This is a genomic window from Ruegeria sp. BE10 (assembly GCF_056538905.1).
This window is the reverse complement of the sequence record NZ_JBQFTX010000004.1, coordinates 1-15014: the sequence shown is the minus strand read 5'-3', so window position 1 is coordinate 15014 and position 15014 is coordinate 1. Positions and strand designations below refer to the sequence as shown.

14 protein-coding genes are annotated in these 15014 nt (G+C 59.4%); 3 read left to right on the top strand and 11 right to left on the bottom strand.

Annotated elements, in window-relative coordinates:
* Positions 1 to 4: 4 nt before the first annotated feature.
* From ACR0M2_RS10395 to hutI, 8 genes are all read right to left on the bottom strand, one after another.
* The gene (locus ACR0M2_RS10395) at positions 5 to 325 is read right to left on the bottom strand and encodes a YciI family protein (protein ID WP_170351117.1); all 321 of its coding nucleotides are present in this window, start codon (positions 323 to 325) and stop codon (positions 5 to 7) included.
* A 24-nt stretch (positions 326 to 349) separates the two neighbouring features.
* A complete protein-coding gene (locus ACR0M2_RS10390; protein WP_170351118.1) occupies positions 350 to 775 on the bottom strand; it encodes an SRPBCC family protein in 426 nt (141 codons plus the stop codon).
* The gene (locus tag ACR0M2_RS10385) at positions 763 to 1092 is read right to left on the bottom strand and encodes an ArsR/SmtB family transcription factor (RefSeq protein WP_480704980.1); all 330 of its coding nucleotides are present in this window, start codon (positions 1090 to 1092) and stop codon (positions 763 to 765) included. Before ACR0M2_RS10385 ends, ACR0M2_RS10390 begins: the two co-directional genes overlap by 13 nt.
* A gap of 46 nt (positions 1093 to 1138) precedes the next feature.
* Entirely contained in the window at positions 1139 to 2017 is an 879-nt protein-coding gene (serB, locus tag ACR0M2_RS10380) for a phosphoserine phosphatase SerB (RefSeq protein WP_480704978.1), read from the bottom strand.
* A 69-nt stretch (positions 2018 to 2086) separates the two neighbouring features.
* A complete protein-coding gene (hutU, locus tag ACR0M2_RS10375) occupies positions 2087 to 3772 on the bottom strand; it encodes a urocanate hydratase (RefSeq protein ID WP_480704976.1) in 1686 nt (561 codons plus the stop codon).
* Complete coding sequence (gene hutG, locus ACR0M2_RS10370) at positions 3769 to 4566, bottom strand: N-formylglutamate deformylase (protein WP_480704975.1); 798 nt, start codon at positions 4564 to 4566, stop codon at positions 3769 to 3771. The genes hutU and hutG overlap by 4 nt, the downstream gene beginning before the upstream one ends.
* On the bottom strand, positions 4566 to 6095 hold the full coding sequence (hutH, locus tag ACR0M2_RS10365) for a histidine ammonia-lyase (protein WP_480704973.1): 1530 nt from the start codon (positions 6093 to 6095) through the stop codon (positions 4566 to 4568). The genes hutG and hutH overlap by 1 nt, the downstream gene beginning before the upstream one ends.
* Positions 6092 to 7300 carry an imidazolonepropionase gene (hutI, locus tag ACR0M2_RS10360; RefSeq protein ID WP_480704972.1) on the bottom strand — a complete coding sequence of 403 codons (1209 nt, stop codon included), beginning with the start codon at positions 7298 to 7300 and terminating at the stop codon, positions 6092 to 6094. Before hutI ends, hutH begins: the two co-directional genes overlap by 4 nt.
* Before the next feature lie 82 nt (positions 7301 to 7382).
* Here hutI and ACR0M2_RS10355 point away from each other — a divergent pair, with 82 nt between their 5' ends.
* The 3 genes from ACR0M2_RS10355 to ACR0M2_RS10345 all read left to right on the top strand — a co-directional run bounded on the left by ACR0M2_RS10355 (position 7383) and on the right by ACR0M2_RS10345 (position 11056).
* The gene (locus ACR0M2_RS10355; protein WP_480691219.1) at positions 7383 to 8738 is read left to right on the top strand and encodes a formimidoylglutamate deiminase; all 1356 of its coding nucleotides are present in this window, start codon (positions 7383 to 7385) and stop codon (positions 8736 to 8738) included.
* Between the two features lie 13 nt (positions 8739 to 8751).
* On the top strand, positions 8752 to 9456 hold the full coding sequence (locus ACR0M2_RS10350; RefSeq protein ID WP_170362821.1) for a GntR family transcriptional regulator: 705 nt from the start codon (positions 8752 to 8754) through the stop codon (positions 9454 to 9456).
* Positions 9457 to 9538: 82 nt separating this feature from the next.
* On the top strand, positions 9539 to 11056 hold the full coding sequence (locus ACR0M2_RS10345) for a malonate--CoA ligase (protein ID WP_480704970.1): 1518 nt from the start codon (positions 9539 to 9541) through the stop codon (positions 11054 to 11056).
* Here the strand turns inward: ACR0M2_RS10345 and ACR0M2_RS10340 are convergent.
* The 3 genes from ACR0M2_RS10340 to ACR0M2_RS10330 all read right to left on the bottom strand — a co-directional run bounded on the left by ACR0M2_RS10340 (position 11053) and on the right by ACR0M2_RS10330 (position 14704).
* Entirely contained in the window at positions 11053 to 11781 is a 729-nt protein-coding gene (locus tag ACR0M2_RS10340) for a metallophosphoesterase family protein (RefSeq protein ID WP_480704968.1), read from the bottom strand. The genes ACR0M2_RS10345 and ACR0M2_RS10340 overlap by 4 nt on opposite strands.
* 116 nt (positions 11782 to 11897) lie before the next feature.
* Positions 11898 to 13493, bottom strand: a complete 1596-nt coding sequence (serA, locus tag ACR0M2_RS10335; RefSeq protein WP_170378171.1) for a phosphoglycerate dehydrogenase — start codon at positions 13491 to 13493, stop codon at positions 11898 to 11900.
* A 56-nt stretch (positions 13494 to 13549) separates the two neighbouring features.
* Positions 13550 to 14704 (bottom strand): phosphoserine transaminase, encoded by a 1155-nt coding sequence (locus ACR0M2_RS10330; protein ID WP_480704967.1) that lies wholly within the window; start codon positions 14702 to 14704, stop codon positions 13550 to 13552.
* Positions 14705 to 15014 lie beyond the last annotated feature (310 nt).

Sequence of the window (15014 nt, the reverse complement as noted above, 5' to 3'; positions counted from 1 at the left end):
GCGATCACATCTCGATCGGATGAATTTCGGCCACTTCGACCGAGCCTGATCCGTTGACGACCATGGGGCAGCCCTTGGCCATCTCGTTGGCGGCGTCGATGCTGTCGGCCCTGATGACCGTGAACCCCGAGGCCGGGTTGGCACCGCCATTGTCGACGACACCGCTGTTGCTAACGGTATAGGACTGGCCCACCGGGTTGCCGGGGATGTCCAGCGCATCGCCCATATTCTGGAACCATGCGCCCCAGGCGGCCATGGTCGCTTCGATTTCGGCGGGGTCGGTTGGGGTGTGACCGCCGTGATAGACAAACAAGAACTGAGGCATTTCTCTTCCTCCCTAATGAAAATCTTAAAACTGAGCTTCCAGCTTGCGCAGTGACGAAGTCCAACCCTGATTGTGGTTGGCCGCGACCTCGGCATCGGCCAATTCGCGGTGATCAAGAACCAGCTTTGCACCAGCTTCCGTCGCTGTGACCGTCAGCGTCACGTGGCTTTCCGCTCCGCGCTGATCCTGATCGTCATGCCAGGCCCAGGTGAACCCCACTGAATTCGGCGGATCAACATGGGTCACCTGCCCGGATACTTTGTATCGCTGCCCTTCGGCATTCACCATGACCGAGTGCCACGGCCCAAGGCGTGAAAAATCCAAATCATGTTCGGGCACATGCATCCCTTCGGGGCCCCACCACTGCAACAGCTTTGCTCCATCGCTGATCCAGGCAAACAGGTTTTCCTGGGATGTGGGAAACGCGCGTTCCAATTTCAGGTCGGCCATGAATTCTCCCTTTCAATCAAATCGTTCAAACGGTCGAGGCTGCTTTCCCAGAATTGCCGTTTCGAGATGGTCCATTCCGCGATGGTCCGCAGCCCCTCGGGCTGGATGGAATACATGCGTTGACTGCCCTGCACTCGCTGCTGCACCAGCCCGGCGGCGCGCAACACCTTCAGATGGCGCGAGATCGCGGCCCCGGACATGCCGCGACCTTCGATCAGGTCACCAGCGGGCAGTTCACCGTTTTGCATTAACTGCTCGACGATCGAGAATCGGGTGGCATCGGACAATGCCGAAAATGCGGTCAGAAGCGTGTTCATGACCATTGTTTAACATTTTTGTTAAATAAAGGGAAGCCCCTTGGGATCAGACCTCGGTAAAGGCCGCGCGGGAATAGCCCTGCAGGTACAGCAAAGCCGTCAGATCTCCGTAGTTGATCCGAATATCGCATTTGGCGGCGACCGAAGGTTTGGCATGCAGCGCCACACCGGTTCCGGCCCGGCTCAGCATGCCCAGATCATTGGCGCCATCGCCCACGGCAATCACGTCGGCCTCGGACAGGCCCAGCCGCTTGGTAATCTGCGCCAGCGCATCCACCTTTGCCTGTTTGCCCAGAATCGGGCGCTGTACATCGCCGGTCAGCTTGCCCTTTTCGGCCAGCAATGTATTGGCGCGGTTTTCATCAAAGCCAAGCAGATCAGCCACCCTCGCGGTGAAGGCCGTGAACCCACCCGACACCAGGGCCGCATAGCCCCCGTTCAGGCGCATCGTCGCAACCAGTTCCTTACCGCCCGGCATCAATGTAATGCGTTCGTTCAGAACCTTGTCGATCACCGCCTCATCCAAGCCCTTCAGTAGGCCGACACGTTCAATCAGCGCACCTTCGAAATCAAGCTCACCATTCATGGCCCGCGCGGTAATGTCTTTGACGCGATCGCCCACGCCCGCCTCATCGGCCAGTTCGTCAATACATTCCTGCTGGATCATGGTGCTGTCCATATCGGCCAGCAGCATCAGCTTGCGGCGTTTCCCGAACGGCTGCACGATCAGGTCGACCTCCAACAACTGCAGCTCTGCCCAGACGTCCCACTGATTATCAGGCAGCTCGGGAAACGTGAACTGCGCCGCCTCATCTTCGCTGAGCCAAACCAGATCGCCCCCGCCCCACGCGTTGCACATCGACTCGACCAAAGCCTGCTCGAGCTTCGGCATGTTCGGATTGGTCAACAGAGTGGCTACGTACATCATCGGTCTCCTGCAGGCTCCCCCGCGCATAACGCAGGGGCCGCCAATTCACCAGAGACAGTTGATATGTTACCCCAGAATGCCAGGCAATCGCAGCCCATGGGCGCGGGCGCAATCCTTTGCAATGTCATACCCCGCATCCGCATGCCGCCACACGCCCGAGGCCGGATCGTTCCACAGCACACGTTCCAACCGTCGGGCCGCGTCCTCGGTACCATCGGCACAGATCACCACACCCGCATGTTGAGAGAACCCCATGCCGACCCCACCACCGTGATGCAGCGAGACCCAGGTCGCGCCGCTGGCGGTGTTGATCAGAGCATTCAGCAGCGGCCAATCGCTTACGGCGTCAGACCCGTCCAACATCGCCTCGGTCTCGCGGTTCGGGCTAGCGACGGAACCGCTGTCCAAGTGATCCCGGCCGATCACGACCGGCGCTTTTAGCTCACCATTGGCGACCATCTCATTGAACGCCAACCCGGCGCGGTGCCGGTCGCCGAGCCCGATCCAGCAAATCCGCGCGGGCAGGCCCTGAAACGCAATCCGTTCCTGCGCCATGTCGAGCCAGCGGTGCAGATGTTCGTTCTCAGGGAACAGCTCTTTCATCTTGGCGTCGGTCTTATAGATATCCTCGGGGTCACCTGACAACGCACACCAGCGGAACGGACCGATGCCTTTGCAAAACAGCGGACGGATATAGGCGGGAACGAAACCGGGGAAGGCAAAAGCGTTCTCCAACCCCTCATCCTGTGCCACCTGCCGGATGTTGTTACCGTAATCCAGCGTCGGCACGCCCGCGTTCCAAAAATCAACCATCGCGGCGACGTGTTGTTTCATCGACGCCCGCGCAGCCTTTTCAACTGCTTTAGGGTCTGTTTCACGCATTTCACGCCACTGCGCCATGGACCAACCAATTGGCAAGTAGCCGTTGATCGGATCATGGGCGCTGGTCTGGTCGGTGACGATATCGGGATACGGGCGGACGCCTTCGTTCCCTCTTTTGAAGATTTCTGGGAACACCTCGGCCGCGTTACCCAACAGGCCCACGGATTTTGCCTCGCCCGCTTTGGTCCAGCGGTCGATCATCTCCAACGCTTCGTCCAGAGTCTCGGCCTTTTCGTCGACGTATTTGGTGCGCAGGCGGAAATCGATACTGTCTGGATTACATTCGACCGCCAGACAGCAGGCACCGGCAAAAACGGCGGCCAGCGGTTGCGCCCCCCCCATGCCGCCCAAGCCCCCGGTCAGAATCCACTTGCCGGTCAGGTCGCCGCCATAATGCCGGCGCCCGGCCTCGGCAAAGGTCTCATAGGTGCCCTGAACGATGCCCTGCGTGCCGATGTAAATCCACGAGCCAGCGGTCATCTGGCCGTACATCATCAAGCCCTTCTTATCGAGTTCGTTGAAGTGATCCCAGGTCGCCCAATGGGGCACGAGATTCGAATTGGCGATCAGCACCCGCGGCGCGTCCTTATGCGTGCGTATGATCGCCACGGGTTTGCCGGACTGGACGATCAGGGTCTCGTCTTCCTCCAGATCCTTCAAACCGGCAACAATAGTGTCGAAATCCTGCCAAGTCCGCGCCGCGCGGCCGATACCGCCATAGACCACCAGTTCATGCGGGTTTTCGGCCACGTCCGGGTGCAGGTTGTTCATTAACATCCTCAGCGGGGCCTCAGTCAGCCAGCTTTTGGCGTTCAGTTCGGGGCCTGTCGGCGGATAGATATCGCGCGTGTTCTTGCGAGGGTCGGTCATGGGATCGTCTCCAATGCAGTGTCTTGGATGGCTTCAAGAATATCGCGCAGCCAACGACGCAGGCGGTCGGCCTTGGCAGTGTCATAACTCCACGGGGCGGCCTCGGCTGTCAGGTAAGTGGATTGCGCCAGTTCCATCTGTATGGCGTGCAGACCGTCGGCCGGACGGCCATAGTGGCGGGTTGTCCAGCCACCCCGGAACCGCCCGTTCAGAACGGTGCTGTAGGGCGATGATGCGGCAAATTCAATTGTAATAGACTCTATGTCTGGCGCACAGGTCACTCCCCCATCCGTCCCGATATTCAAGTCGGGCAACATGCCTTCAAACAGAAATGGAATGCGACTGCGGATCGAGTGGCAATCGAACAGAACAGCCACGCCGTGCTTTGCCCGCACGCGCTCCAACTCTTCGGCAAGCGCGGCATGATAGGGTGCATGGAAGGTTTCGCGCCTCTGACCGATCTCATCCTCCGATGGTTCCTGCCCGTCGCGCCAGATCGGTTGCCCATCGAAATCGGTCAATGACACCAGCGTTGTCGTGTTTTGCCCTGGGTAAAGCGAAACACCGTCGGGATCGCGATTGGCGTCGATGACATAGCGATGAACATGCGACTGAACCACCGTCGCACCACTCAAAAGCTTTTCATAGAGCCTGTTTATGTGCCAATCCGTGTCCGCCAATGCACGCCCAGTGCCATTGAGACGAGCTGCGATGTCATCCGGCACATAGGTCCCGCCATGCGGCTGTCCCAAGACGATAGGGCCATCCCCGTGATGCACGCTAACCACCTGCATCACACCACCTCGGGCATTGGGGTGCCAACGGCCCGTAGGATCGACGCCCCGGCTACCAATTGTTTCGCGGTCTCCAACTCAGGGGCCAGATAACGATCTTCGGTCAGGGCCGGAATGTCAGCCCGCAACCGAGCAATGACCTGCTGCAAAGGCCCGCTGGTGACCAGAGGCGCGCGAAATTCAACCCCTTGAGCCGCACACAGTAGTTCCACACCCAGAATGTAGTTCAAATTCTCGACCATTCGGATCAGGCGCCGCGCACCATGGGCCGCCATCGAAACATGATCCTCCTGGTTGGCCGAGGTGGGGGTGCTGTCGGTGACACAGGGATTGGCGAGGTGCTTGTTCTCGCTCATCAATGCCGCGGTGGTGACCTCCGCAATCATCAGGCCAGAATTCAACCCCGGATCAGGGGTCAGGAAAGGCGGCAAATCAAAGCTGAGCGTCGGATCCACCATCAGTGCGATGCGTCGCTGCGCGATAGCACCGATTTCGGACACGGCCAGCGCGATCATATCAGCGGCGAACCCTACAGGTTCAGCATGGAAATTCCCTCCCGAGACAATCCCGTCGGCCAGAACCAGCGGATTGTCGGTGGCTGCGTTGGCCTCAACCTCAAGCGTGGCGGCGGCCTGCCGCAATACATCCATCGCCGCACCCGTGACCTGCGGTTGACAGCGGATGCAATAAGGATCCTGAACGCGGGTGTCGCCCTCACGGTGACTTTCCCGAATTTCCGACCCGTCCAGCACGGCGCGCATGGCGCCGGCGGCTTCGGTCTGGCCACGATGACCGCGCAAAGTGTGAATTTCAGGCCGCAGGGGTGCGGTGGACCCCATGATCGCATCGGTCGACAAGGCCGAAACAACCAACGCACTTTGCGCCGCGCGCCAAGCCTCGAACAACCCAGCCAAAGCAAAGGCGGTTGAAAACTGGGTGCCGTTGATAAAGGCCAGTCCTTCCTTGGGACCCAGTTGAATAGGCTCTAAATCAACTGTTTTCAGTGCTTCAACCCCCGGCAGGACAGTGCCGCTCACCTCCGCCTCTCCCGCGCCAATGATCACCGCCGTCATATGGGCTAGTGGCGCCAGGTCGCCCGATGCCCCAACCGAACCCTGTGCCGGGATCACCGGAGTGACCCCGCGGGCCAGCATCTGCTGCAACAGCTCGATCAGTTCCCACCGCACGCCCGATGCACCGCGACCGAAGGACAACAGCTTGAGTGTCATCATCAGCCGGGTCAGCCTTTGCGGTATGGCGGGACCAACACCGCAACAATGGCTGAGGATCAGGTTGCGCTGCAGGGTCGAGGTGTCCTGTGGCGCGATTTTGAGGCTGGCCAGTTTCCCAAAACCGGTATTGACGCCATAGACGGGGTCATCGCCCCGAGCCGCCGCCTGAATACGTTGCGCCGCCGCATCGACTGCGGGCTTGCAGTCAGAATCCAGTGAAACAGCCGTTTGATCCCAATAGATCTCGGCCAGTTGCGCCAAAGAAACCTGACCGGGCTGCAAAATCAGAGACGTCATTCGATCCCTCCGAAAAGACGTTTATGCAGTGGGTTGAAGCCGACGCGATAGGCCAGTTCCGCCGGATGAGTGACATTCCAGATCGCCAGATCCGCCCTATGCCCCGGCGCGAGAGTGCCCGCATCGTTGATCCCCAACGCGCGCGCGGCGTTGCGGGTGACACCCGCCAGCGCCTCTTCAGGCGTCAGACGAAACAGCGTGCAGCCCATGTTCATGGTCAGCAGCAGCGAGGTCAGCGGCGAAGAACCGGGATTGCAGTCGGTTGCCAGGGCCATTGGCACTTGATGCTGGCGCAGCAGATCAACGGGTGGCACCTGCGTTTCCCGCAGTGTGTAAAACGCGCCCGGCAACAGCACGGCCGTGGTTCCGGCCTTTGCCATGGCTGATACACCATTGGCATCCAGGTATTCGATGTGATCCGCCGACAAAGCCCCGTAAGAGGCCGCCAGTTGCGCCCCCCCCAGATTGGACAACTGCTCGGCATGCAGTTTCACCGGCAGGCCCAGCTCTTGCGCCACATCAAAAACCAGGGCGATTTGTGCGGGGTTAAAGGCGATTCCTTCGCAGAACCCATCCACCGCGTCCACCAGCCCCTCGGCATGGGCCGCGCGCAGGGTTGGGATGCAGACCTCGCGAATATAGTCGTCGGGGCATTCGGCATATTCCGGCGGCACTGCATGTGCGCCCAGAAAGCTGGATTTGACGCGGATAGGGCGGGTTTCACCGATCCGGCGGGCAACGCGCAGCATCTTCAATTCGGTCTCGGTATCCAACCCATAGCCCGACTTGACCTCAAGGGTGCTGACACCCTCAGCAATCAGGGCGTCCACGCGGGTTAGAGCATCTGACAAAAGCATCTCAGCGCTGGCGGACCGCGTGGCGTTGACCGTGGAGAGGATACCACCCCCGGCACGGGCGATGTCCTCGTATGAGGCGCCATTCAGCCGCATTTCAAACTCAGTTGCGCGGTTTCCGCCAAACACCACATGGGTATGCGCGTCAATCAGCGCCGGAGTGATCAACCGTTCACCGAAATCCTCGACCGGCCAATCGGCATATTCCGGCGGCAGGTCCTGGCGTTCGCCGACCCAGACAATCTTTGCCCCGTTAACGGCGATCGCTGCATCCCGACACAGCCCATAGGGCGTGCCCCCTTCTGACATCGTGGCCATCCTGGCGCTGAGTAAGACCGCTTTTCTGGTCATGGCGATTCTTTTCGGCTCCCCTCTTGTTTGATTTTTATGTATAGGTGTAAAGATATGAAGTCTACACATTATGGAAATCAAAATGCAGATTCATGCCAAGACAGCTTTATTAGGCTCTGATTGGGTTCACGATGTGCGAGTAGAAATCGACCATGGGCGTATCAGCCAGGTGCAGTATCAGGTGTCGGCATTGCCCGATGATACGCGCGTTGACGTTCTTTTGCCCGCTTTGGCAAACCTGCACAGCCACGCCTTTCAACGGGCCATGGCGGGCATGACGGAAACCCGCATGGCCGGACGTGAGAGTTTCTGGACATGGCGCAACCTGATGTATCGCTTTCTGGATCGGTTGACGCCCGACCAGATCGAAGCCATCGCCGCACTGGTTTTCATGGAGATGCAGGAGGCCGGGTATGCCTCGGTCGGTGAATTCCACTATGTCCATCACCAACCCGGCGGAGCGGCCTACGATCAACTCTCGGAACTAAGCCAGCGTATCTTTTCCGCCGCGCACCAGTCAGGGATCGGTCTGACTCATTTACCGGTCCTCTACACCTATGGCGGCGTTGCGCAGGACCCGCTGTCAGGTGGGCAGTTGCGGTTCAGCAATGATGTGTCCCGGTTTTTGAATTTGGTGGATGATTGCCGTAATAAACTGCCACACACTGACTCTATATTGGGGGTTGCGCCACATTCCCTGCGCGCAACTTCACCGACAGACCTGCGCGAACTGCTGCAAAACACACCCAAGGGTCCGGTCCATATCCATATCGCCGAACAGGTTCAGGAAGTCGCCGACGTACAATCCGCGTTGGGCCAGCGTCCGGTGGCCTGGCTGCTGGACAATGCAGACGTGAACGCGCGGTGGTGTCTGATCCATGCCACCCATATGACCGATGCCGAAACCCGCACACTGGCCCAGTCCGGTGCTGTGGCGGGGCTGTGCCCGATCACCGAGGCCAATCTGGGCGATGGTATTTTCAACGGCGCGACCTACGTCGCAGAAAACGGACGATTCGGGGTCGGATCAGACTCTAATATTAGGATTTCCTTGCCCGAAGAACTGCGCACCCTGGAATACTCCCAACGTCTGCGTGATCAACAGCGGGCGGTCCTGGTACCGGGCGAAGGCTCGGTCGGGCACGCTCTTTATACCGGTGCCGCGCAAGGTGGTGCGCAAGCACTTGGACGTAACGCTGGTGAGGTTGCCGAGGGCAAGTTAGCTGATCTGCTGGCCATTGACCGGACCCACCCGACGCTCTGCGCATTGACGGACGATCAATTGCTGGATGGACTGTGTTTTGCCGCCCCTGATGGGCTGGTAATTGACTTGTGGTCTGCCGGACGCCACATGGTGAAACAGGGCCGCCACGTCGCACGTGATCAGATCATATCCGCCTATAGATCCGCGATTGCGGGCCTGCTGGCCTCGGTCTAAGGGAACGGTCATCATGCCCCAATCCAGTGACACCACCAGCTACAAAGACATCAAGAAAACCGTTCTGTCCCGCATCCGATCGGGCGAGTGGCAGCCCGACTCTCTGTTGCCCAACGAACAAGATCTTGCGGTCGAGTTTTCCTGCACCCGCACAACAGTGAACCGCGCCCTGCGGGAGTTAGCTGACGAGGGCTATCTGGAACGCCGGCGCAAGGCTGGTACGCGGGTGTTGAGCGCACCGCAGCGACAGGCCCGTTTCACCATCCCCATGGTCCGGGACGAGGTTGAGGCGATGGGCGGCACGTATCGCTATGCGCTGGTTTCTTCTAAGTTAGAGACTGCTCCGGAATGGCTAAGCGCCCGATTGGCTCTGTCTGAGGAGCAAAGCGTGATGCATGTTCGCTGCATGCATTTCAACGGCAACACGCCGTTTCAGTTTGAGGATCGCTGGATCGTCACGGCCTCGGTCCCGCAGGTGGAGCAGGCAGATTTCTCGCAGATCGGACCGAATGAGTGGCTGATCCAGACCCTGCCCTTCACCAATGTCGAACTGAGTTTTCTGGCCAGCCGTGCCGATACAACACTCGCCGGGTTTCTGGACGTCCCCGAAGGAGAACCCGTCTTTACCGGAGAGCGCACCACCTGGTTGCAGGGTCAGCCCGTGACCTTTGCCAAGATGTTCTTTGCCGCCGGGTATCGCATGACCACGCAATTCTAAACCGCGCCCGGATTTCTCTTTACCCTCTGCTCAATCCGATACAGATTCACTCAAGATTGAGCAGACGCAAAGGAAAGACGAAATGGGTAACCCGCTGTACGAACGGCTGTTTGGCATTCACGCGGGCAAACACACACCGTTTCTTCATCTTCCTGATGGTCAGATCCTGACCCATGCCGATTTTCTGGACATGGCCGCGCAGATCGCCAATACCCTAAGCGGATACGAACTTGAGCCCGGTGAACGCGTGGCCGTACAGGTGGAAAAATCGCCCCAGGCGCTGGCGCTCTATGCTGCCTGCGTGCAGACCGGATTGATCTTTCTGCCACTGAATACCGGATACACCACGGCCGAGTTGCAAAATTTCATCGAAAACAGCGGTGCGAAACTGGTTGTCTGTGACGCCGCAAAAGAACAGGGGCTGGCCCCCATCGCCGCCGCCCAAGACGCCCGGTTAGAGACGCTCAACGCCGATGGTTCGGGAAGCCTTATGCGGCGGGCGCTGGGGATGTTACCCGCGTTTGAGCCGGTCCAGCGGTCCGAGGATGATCTGGCCGCATTCCTTTATACTTCGGGCACAACGGGACGATCGAAGGGCGCGATGCTGACGCATGCCAATCTGCTGTCAAACGCTGAAACGCTAGTGCAGGAGTGGCGGTTCACGGCGGATGACGTGCTGCTGCATGCGCTGCCAATCTTTCACACGCACGGGCTGTTCGTGGCGACAAATGTGGCGCTGTCCGCGGGCGGGTCGATGATCTTTTTGCCGAAATTCGATCTTGAAGGCATGTTGCGGCTGATGCCGCAGGCCACGACGATGATGGGAGTTCCAACCTTTTACACCCGCTTACTGGGCGATGAGCGGTTCACTGGCGATCTGACCCGGCACATGCGTTTGTTCATCTCGGGCTCGGCGCCGTTACTGGCGGAGACCCATGAGCGGTTCGAGGCGCGCACTGGCCACCGTATCCTTGAGAGGTACGGCATGACCGAGACCAACATGAGCACTTCGAACCCCCATGACGGCGAACGTCGCCCGGGCACGGTGGGCTTTCCCCTGCCCGGCGTCGAACTGAAGGTGACCGACCCTGAAACCGGCACAGACTTGCCGCAGGGTGAAATCGGCATGCTTGAGGTGCGCGGCCCCAACGTGTTTCAGGGCTATTGGCAAATGCCCGAGAAAACCGCCGCCGAGCTGCGCGAAGACGGGTTTTTCATCACCGGCGATCTGGGGCGTTTGGATGCGGACGGGTATGTTCACATCGTCGGGCGCGGCAAGGACCTGATCATCTCGGGCGGGTACAACATTTACCCCAAAGAGGTTGAGCTGGTTCTGGATGACCAGCCGGGCGTGTTGGAAAGCGCCGTGATCGGCGTGCCGCACCCGGATTTCGGCGAAACACCGGTCGGCATTCTGGTGCCCGAGCCGGGACAAACACTGGACCCCGAGGCCATTCTGGCCAACGTGCAGAACTCGCTGGCCCGGTTCAAACACCCGCGCAAACTGATCGTGCTGGAAGAGTTGCCGCGCAACACGATGGGCAAGGTGCAAAAGAATTTCCTGCGTGAGGACTACAAGGACCTGTTCACCAAGGGTTAAGGGATCAGCGGCACACGGCCATCGTTGGTGAGCAGCCAGCAATCCCGGCCCTCAAACACCGCCGGAACCAATGGTCGCCCCATCCCGGCACCTCCGTCCAGATTGATCCGGTTACCGCGATGCTCAGCCTGTTCCGAAGGTGTGTGCCCATGGACCACCAGCCACGGGTGCGGTCGCGGATCATCCAGAAACTCGCCCCGTATCCAGATCAGGTCTTCCTCGGTCTGATCGGCCAGCGATACACCGGGGCGAATCCCGGCATGGACGAACAGGACCTCATCCTGGTGATGGTACGTCACCAGCCGGTTCAGAAAGTCGACATGGTCCGACGGCACCGCTGCCCTTGCGCGGTCGAGAATTTTGTAAACGCGTTCTTCTTCGGTGTACGTCACACCGTACGACGCCAACGTCTCGGTCCCGCCCAAACGCGCATGCAGCCAGTGTTCGCCGATCCGCAATTTGGCCTCGGCGGTCGAACCATCGTGCATGAATCTGGCGAACATCCGGTCATGATTGCCCAACAGAAAAACCCAGTTCCGTCCGACCTTTTGCCCAGCGACCAAAAGGTCCAGAACGCCACGACAATCCGGCCCACGATCTACATAGTCACCCAAAAACACGATCCGCGCATCCCGCCCACCGTCCTGTTCGATAAGGTGCAGCGCATTTTCAAGCATCTCTAACTGCCCGTGGATATCGCCGATGGCGTAGATGGCGGATGTCATGAAAATCCCTCGGATAAACGCGTACCCGGCTTTTGGCGCGAAATGCGTGTCAGGAAAAGAAAATACCCGCGCCTTGAGGGGCGCGGGCAAGAATTGTTCCAGAAATTCAACACTGCTTAGGCGACGTCGAACTCCAGCGGTTTGATCTGGGTGAACAGACCGGTTTCCGCCAGCTTGGCGCGCGCCTCGGCCGGGACCGGCTCGTCCACGTAAAGCAACGCAATGGCTTCGCCGCCTGCTTCCGCCCGGCCAAGGGTAAAGTTGGCGATGTTGACGTCATTGTCACCCATGGTCTGACCCAGTGCACCGATGATGCCCGGCACGTCCTCGTTGGTGGTGTAGAGCATGTGCGCACCCACCTCGGCCTCGATATTGATACCCTTGATCTGGATGAAACGTGGCTTGCCGTCGCTGAAGACCGTGCCCCCGATCGAGCGTTCGCGCTTTTCGGTCACCACGGTCACTTTGATATAGCCTTCGAACGCACCGGACTTGTCCTGATTGGTGGTCGAGATCTGAATGCCACGCTCTTTGGCGACGACCGGAGCCGAGACCATGTTCACCTCGGGGTTGAACTTCTTCATGATCCCCGCCACGACCGAGCAGTTCAGGGCCGCCAGGTTCATCTCGGAGGCGACACCGTCATAGAGGATGTTAATCGCCTTGATCGGCTCATCCGTCATTTGACCTATGAAGCTGCCCAAGTGACCGGCCAGCTTGATCCACGGCCCCATGATCTTGGCTTCTTCGGCGGTGACGCTGGGCATGTTCAGCGCGTTTTCCACCGCTCCTGTCAGCAGATAGTTCGAGATCTGCTCGGCCACCTGCAGCGCCACGTTTTCCTGCGCCTCGGTCGTGGCCGCACCCAGATGCGGCGTGCAGACGACGTTGGGCAGGTTGAACAGGGCGTTTTCCTTGGCCGGTTCCTCGCTGAACACATCAAAGGCGGCGCCAGCAATGTGACCGGATTGCAGCAGTTCGGCCAGCGCCTCTTCGTCGACCAGACCACCACGGGCACAGTTGACGATGCGCACGCCCGGCTTGGTCTTGGCCAGGTTTTCGCGGCTCAGGATGTTACGGGTCTGGTCCGTCAGCGGCACGTGCAGGGTGATGAAGTCTGCCCGCGACAGCAGTTCGTCCAGTTCGACCTTTTCCACGCCCATCTTGGCGGCTTTCTCTTCGCCCAGATAGGGATCATAGGCGATGACCTTCATCTTCAGACCCAGCGCGCGTTCACAAACGATACCACCGATATTGCCCGCACCGATCACGCCGAGGGTCTTGTTGGTCAGCTCGATCCCCATGAACTTGGACTTTTCCCATTTGCCCGCATGGGTCGAGGTGCTGGCCTCTGGGATTTGCCGCGCAACGGCGAACATCATGGCAATCGCATGTTCGGCCGTTGTGATCATGTTGCCAAAAGGCGTGTTCATCACGATCACGCCTTTTTTCGAGGCAGCCTCTTTGTCCACATTGTCCGTGCCGATGCCAGCGCGGCCAATGACTTTCAGGTTGTCAGCCTTTTCAAGCAGGGTCGGCGTGACCTTGGTGGCCGAACGGATGGCAAGGCCGTCATACTGACCGATCACCTCGGCCAGCTTGTCTTTGTCCTTGCCAAGATCGGGCATGAAATCCACATCGATGCCGCGATCCCGGAAGATTTGAACGGCGGTTTCGCTGAGCTTGTCAGATACGAGTACTTTGGGGGCCATATCTCGGTCCTTGAATTGTAGGGAAGGTCCGGGCCTGATGGGGCCCGGTGAAAAGGTCAGGCGGCTTCGGTTTGCGCCGCGATCTCGGCCTCAAAAGCCCAGGCCAGCCAGGGCAGCATCGCCTCGATATCCGAGGTTTCGACCGTACCACCGCACCAGATGCGCAGGCCCGCAGGCGCGTCGCGATAGGCGCCGATATCCAGCGCGATATTCTCGGCCTCCAGCCGTTTCGCCACGGCTTTGGCAAAGACTGCGCCATCTTGAATGCGGTCATCGGTGAACTTCAGGCAGACCGAAGTGTTCGACTGCGTCGCAGCATCCTCGGCCAGATTGGCGATCCAGTCGTTCCGGTCACAGAATGCATGCACCGCACCGGCATTGGCATCAGCTCGGGCGATCAGCCCTTGCAGACCACCAACCGAGCGCGCCCAATCCAGCGCGAACAGGTAATCTTCGACCGCCAGCATCGAAGGCGTGTTGATCGTGGCACCGGTAAAGATACCATCGATCAGTTTGCCACCCTTGGTCAGACGAAAAATCTTAGGCAGGGGCCATGCAGGTGTGTAGCTCTCCAGCCGCTCCACCGCGCGGGGTGACAGGATCAGCATGCCATGCGCGGCCTCACCACCCAGCACCTTCTGCCAGCTGAAGGTGGTGACATCCAACTTGTCCCAGGGCAGGTCCATCGCAAAGGCTGCGCTGGTTGCGTCACAGATCGTCAGACCCTGACGGTCATCCGCAATCCAGTTGCCATTGGGAACCCGCACACCCGAGGTGGTGCCGTTCCATGTAAACACAACGTCATTGGCGAAATCGACGGATGCGAGATCAACGATCTGCCCGTACTCGGCCGTTTTCACCTCGGCGTCGATCTTCAGCTGTTTGACAACATCGGTCACCCAACCCGAGCCAAAGCTCTCCCACGCCAGCATCTCTACCTTGCGTTCGCCAAGCAGCGACCACAGCGCCATCTCGACCGCGCCGGTGTCCGAGGCGGGAACGATGCCGATCTTGTAATCCGCCGGAATGCCCAGAACCTCGCGCGTGCCTTCAATGGCCGCCTTCAGCTTGTCCTTGCCAACGGCTGCACGGTGCGACCGACCCAGCGCGGCATCGGCCAGTTTGGACAGATCAAATGTGGGGGGTTTGGCGCAGGGGCCCGAGGAAAAACGCGGATTCGCCGGCCGCGTTGCCGGTTGTTCGATGGTCATGTGTATTACCCTTCCAGATACACGCCCCTCGTTGGGGAGGGGTGTCCCACGGACAGGGGTATGAGGCCTTCGCAGATCCAGCAAGCAAAAAAGACCGTTCACCCGCAGAAAACGACATAGGGTGGGTGCGCAATTTGGAACACAGGTTTCCTATTGGCGAAAAACCCCGCCGGTATTCCGGCGGGGCTTTGTGTTTTGTGTTTATTCTGCGGCTTCTTCGTATGCGTCCATTGGTGGGCATGTGCAGACGAGGTTTCGGTCGCCATATGCGTTGTCGACGCGGTTGACGGGGGACCAGTATTTGTCGACG

Bases quoted from the DNA above. Each gene is read 5' to 3' on its own strand.
- ACR0M2_RS10395 (WP_170351117.1), bottom strand. From the start codon at position 325: ATGCCTCAGTTCTTGTTTGTCTATCACGGCGGTCACACCCCAACCGAC.
- ACR0M2_RS10390 (WP_170351118.1), bottom strand. From the start codon at position 775: ATGGCCGACCTGAAATTGGAACGCGCGTTTCCCACATCCCAGGAAAAC.
- ACR0M2_RS10385 (WP_480704980.1), bottom strand. From the start codon at position 1,092: ATGAACACGCTTCTGACCGCATTTTCGGCATTGTCCGATGCCACCCGA.
- serB (WP_480704978.1), bottom strand. From the start codon at position 2,017: ATGTACGTAGCCACTCTGTTGACCAATCCGAACATGCCGAAGCTCGAG.
- hutU (WP_480704976.1), bottom strand. From the start codon at position 3,772: ATGACCGACCCTCGCAAGAACACGCGCGATATCTATCCGCCGACAGGC.
- hutG (WP_480704975.1), bottom strand. From the start codon at position 4,566: ATGCAGGTGGTTAGCGTGCATCACGGGGATGGCCCTATCGTCTTGGGA.
- hutH (WP_480704973.1), bottom strand. From the start codon at position 6,095: ATGACGTCTCTGATTTTGCAGCCCGGTCAGGTTTCTTTGGCGCAACTG.
- hutI (WP_480704972.1), bottom strand. From the start codon at position 7,300: ATGACCAGAAAAGCGGTCTTACTCAGCGCCAGGATGGCCACGATGTCA.
- ACR0M2_RS10355 (WP_480691219.1), top strand. From the start codon at position 7,383: ATGCAGATTCATGCCAAGACAGCTTTATTAGGCTCTGATTGGGTTCAC.
- ACR0M2_RS10350 (WP_170362821.1), top strand. From the start codon at position 8,752: ATGCCCCAATCCAGTGACACCACCAGCTACAAAGACATCAAGAAAACC.
- ACR0M2_RS10345 (WP_480704970.1), top strand. From the start codon at position 9,539: ATGGGTAACCCGCTGTACGAACGGCTGTTTGGCATTCACGCGGGCAAA.
- ACR0M2_RS10340 (WP_480704968.1), bottom strand. From the start codon at position 11,781: ATGACATCCGCCATCTACGCCATCGGCGATATCCACGGGCAGTTAGAG.
- serA (WP_170378171.1), bottom strand. From the start codon at position 13,493: ATGGCCCCCAAAGTACTCGTATCTGACAAGCTCAGCGAAACCGCCGTT.
- ACR0M2_RS10330 (WP_480704967.1), bottom strand. From the start codon at position 14,704: ATGACCATCGAACAACCGGCAACGCGGCCGGCGAATCCGCGTTTTTCC.